The following is a 4,605-nucleotide window of genomic DNA, read 5'->3' as shown; positions in this document are numbered from 1 at the left end:
ATGTATGACTGGTGGCCGGAAGTAAAAGCGTGTGCGGAAGAAAACGGAGTTCGCCTGTGGGCATGGGTACATGTAAGCGATATTGATACCCAGGAAGAACGYGACAGGCACTTTTCTGAATGGGCAAAAGAAGGTATTGTAGGAATTAAGCCGGACTTCTTTGATGGCGAGGGCCAGGGCCGGATGCAGTTATATGATGATTTGTATAAAGATGCGGCGAAATACGGACTTATGCTTCTTGTACACGGAGCAAATAAACCGACCGGTGAAATCCGTACCTGGCCAAACGTATATGGACGTGAAGCGATCCGTGGACAGGAAGCAGGAGGAATTACGGCGGAACAGTATACCATGATTCCGTTTATCCGGGCAGCAATCGGACCGGCAGAGGTTACGGAAGAAATCAGATCCAAGGATTACAATAAGACGACGATGGGATTCCAGTTCGCGTTGACAGCCCTGGTGGAAGACGGGATTCACAGCATGGGTTCTGCACCGGATGTATACAGAAGCATTCCGGAGGGAATGTCCTACTATAAAAACTATCCGAAAAAGTGGGATGAAACCAAACTGGTTGACGGAGCCGTTGGCGAGCAGGTGAGCATAGCAAGGCGCACCGGAAGTAATTGGTATGTCTCCGGCATCAGTGTGGAGCCAAGAACCATGCAGGTTCCATTAGCATGCCTTGATGAAAACAAAGAGTATACGGTATTGCTCTACAGAGAAAATGGCAGACGGGATGTGGATATGGATATTATCCCGAATGTTACAAATGAAACAGTATTACAGATCGAGGTACTTAAGGGCGGTGGCTATGCATTACGTGCAATTCCCGAGGATGAGGTAAATAGCATCACTTCAATCGTTGCAAACCCGACAGAAGTAACAGTAGAAAAAGGAAATTTATCTGATCCGGTTGCAATTACATTCAGTCCGTCCGATGCAGAATTCAAAGATGTTGCATGGAGTACTGCAGACGAAGCAATTGCAACGGTAAGTGACAGCGGAGTAATTAGAGGTGTTGCAAAAGGAGAGACGACCGTGACGGTAGCTTCTGTATTCGACGAAACGGTAAAAGCAGAAATTAAAGTAACGGTTACCCCGGCTAGATATGTTCTTGATGAAAAGACATGGTCAATCCTAAATGAGAATGAGAATGTCATGATCAAAGATACCGGTTCGGCAACAATTACAACAGAAAGTGGAGTACTAGGCGATGGAAAATGGAAGAATATGTTCTCCATGGACGTACCGGAAGGCGACAGGGACTTTACGATCACAGCGAAGATGACTGGCGGCCTTAAGGCAAATTACCAGGGTGGATTTATCACAGTCTTTGACAAAGCAAATCCAAATGGCCTGTCGGTGGCAGCAGGACGACGCCATCACACTGGCATGCTTGGAGGCAGCCATCCCCAGGGATTTGGCGTAATGTCAACAGCCTCAGGACGTACCACTGAATTTTACTGTGAGGATAAAGACTATGGCAATGATGTTTACGTGAAGCTTGAAAAAACTGGAAATACATTTACCAGTAGCTATAGTTACGATGGAGAAACCTGGACAGTAATTACCAACAAAGGAACATCCCAGACGACGACGAATGCAAATCTGGCAGCAAGCGCAAATCTTTGTGTAGGATTCTATGCAGGGTCGGGTGGTGGAGACACTGCCATTGACATCACATTCAGTGATTTTACTTACAATGGTGTAAAGGTACCGGTAGCAATTGATACCCAGGCACAGGAAGAAGTTGACAAGACGGCGCTGAACAAAGCAATCGCAACAGCAGAAGCGTTAAAAGAAGCAGATTACACGTCAGAAAGCTGGAAGGTATTAGCATCAGCCGTGAAAGCAGCAAAAGATGCAGCAGCAGATGAGAAGGCTACACAGCAGGAAGTGAATGATGCAACAGCAGCAATTGAAGCAGCAGTGGAAGCGCTTGTGAAAGCAATTGACACAAATGCAATCCTTAAATTTGATTTTTCCAAGACTGAAACAGTTGACAATGTTACGAGTGTAGTTGGCATCGCAAATGGTGAGGAAGTTACTGCGACTGCTCAGAATGTAATCTTTGAAACCGATGAAGATTCAAACGATATTGCAGTATTCCCGGAAGGCGGAGATAATGCTGCGACAGGTATTACTTATACACCGGGAGATAACGACCCGATGAAGAGCCTTGCACAGGGAAACGGAGCAACGATTGCCATGTGGGTAAAAACCGCTCAGGATACGTTCAGCAGCACTTTGTTCGCTTATGGTTCACGCCAAAATGCAGATGCAGGTGATCTTGGTGCAAGTATTCAGATCATAGGAAGAAATAACACCAGCGGAGATACGGTATTCTACCGTAATGCATCAGGAAGCACTGGCGGGCACAAGGTAGCGGGTGTCGGTAACCCGTATGTGAAGGATACCTGGCAGCTAGTTACATTCGTTGAAAATGAAAATGGTTCCGGAACGCTTTATATAGATGGAGTGGAACGTGGAACTTGCAAAGCCAGCGATAAGACTTTGCTTGGTTTTGCCACAGATGGAAACACACCGGATCATTACTATTTTGGATTCCTGCCTTATGTGTCAGGCACAGATACTCATTTTGCAGGAGCCATGGACAGCATTACGGTCTATAACAAAGCATTCACGGCAGAGCAGGTACAAAGCCTGTATAACGAAAGAGTGAAGCCGGAAGTTGACAAGACAGAGCTAAATAAAGCAATTTCAGATGCAGAAGAATTAAAAGAAGCAGATTATACAACAGACAGCTGGAAAGCATTAGCTGCAGCAGTGAAAGCAGCAAAAGAAGTAGCAGCAAATGACAATGCTACCCAGAAAGAAGTGGAGAATGCAAAAGCTGCAATTGAAGCAGCAGTAGATGGGCTTGTGGCAGCGGGACCGGAAGAACCGGGCATGGTGCTGGATGCTGCATGGGAAGTAGAAAATCCGACAGATGGAAATCTGGTCGTTAACGAGGATGGAAGTGTTACGATCACAACAGAAGGCGGAACAGTGGATACTGCCGGAGGAATGAAAAATATTCTTTACTATAAGCTTCCAAACCAGACGGACTATGATTTTACGGTTAAAGTAAAAGGGAATTTCACAGCCAATTATCAGGGTGCCCATTTGATGATCGCAAGCGGAAAGAACCGCGCAAATGCTGTTGCAGTAGTTCGCAGATATCACGGATATCTTAGCGGAAAATATGGAACAAGCATGCTTATGGGTGTTATGCAGAATGGTGGTTCACCAAACGAATATTATGAAGGTGCTGCTGATATCGGCAATGAGTTCTATCTGAAGCTGCAGAAGCAGAACGGAAGAATCACTGGTTTTTATGCAGCAGAGTACAGTGACAACAAAGAAGACTGGAATCAGATTATTGACGGTGATACAGCGTATGTAGATAAGGGAAACGGTCTGATTGATCCTGAGAATATTTATGTAGCTATCGCTGCGGCAAACGGTGGCGGCAATACACCTACAGAAATTACGTTCTCTGATTTGAGAGTAGGCGGCGAACCTGTACCATTCAGTACAAATTCAGGTGCATTAAAATCCACCGTACTTCACGGTGAAGCTAAAATGGATGTAGCTGCTACGCAGACACTTAGCCTGACAGGTACAGATTATGATGGAAATACAATTACAAAGTTTGATTCAGTAGTTTACACAAGCAGTGATGAAGAAGTGGCAACTGTTAGTAAAGATGGTGTTGTTACCGGTGTACATAACGGTAATGTCGTAATTACCGCTGCAGCAACTGTGGGCGGAGTCACAAAAACAGCTGATCTTGCAATTCAGGTGGGAGAGATTGTAGCAGAAAAGACATGGAAACTCTCATCTCCGGATGGCAATACAAAGATGACAGTTGAAATGATGACAGGTGGAGTTCTTCGATATCGTGCAGAACAGAACAAGGTAGAAAATATCGGAACATCACCCCTTGGATTAGTAACCAGTTTAGGCGACTTTTCGAAAGGACTTGTATTTAAGAAAGCTTCAGAAGTAAAAGAAATCAACGAAAGCTATAAGGTGCTTTCCGGTAAAAGTGATGAGTATACAGACCACTGTAATGAGCAGACGCTCACATTTACAGTGAAAAACAATGATTCTGTGGAATTTGACCTGGTAATCCGTGCATATGACGATGGAACTGCCTACAGATATGCGGTCCGCACAGATGGGGAAAAAGAGATCAGGATCAGCGACGAAGTATCGGGCTTGCAGCTTCCAAAAGAAGCAGATGTATATTGGATGAACTATACCTCAGCTACCTGGAACTATGAAAGTCAGTATCAGGTAACTACAACGGAAGGACTGGCAGTGGATGCAACTCCCTCTATGCCATTCTTATATGGAAAAGACGGGGTATGGACGCTGTTCTCAGAAGCGGACCTGAACGGAAGTTACTGTGGTTCGATGTTTACCGTAAAAGAAAACGGGATGCTGGATGTATCATTTGCGAAACAGCAGACGAAGGATGTAGTGACAACCACGCCATTTAAATCTCCATGGAGAGCGGCAATCACAGGTACTCCGGCAGACATTGTAGAAAATACAATGATTGAGAACCTGAGTACCCCGGCAGATTATGAGACA

At 45.1% G+C, this 4,605-nt stretch carries 1 protein-coding gene; it reads left to right on the top strand.

All coding sequences use genetic code 11. The annotated features are described in order from the left end of the window. On the top strand, positions 1 to 4,605 hold a 4,605-nt coding region (locus QR40_RS29325; protein ID WP_044297918.1), incomplete at both ends, for a glycoside hydrolase family 97 N-terminal domain-containing protein.

The sequence above is a fragment of the Robinsoniella peoriensis genome, assembly GCF_000797495.1.
GTDB classification, from domain to species: domain Bacteria; phylum Bacillota; class Clostridia; order Lachnospirales; family Lachnospiraceae; genus Robinsoniella; species Robinsoniella peoriensis.
Note: the sequence above shows the minus strand (reverse complement) of the source record. Positions and strands in the feature narration are given on the sequence as shown.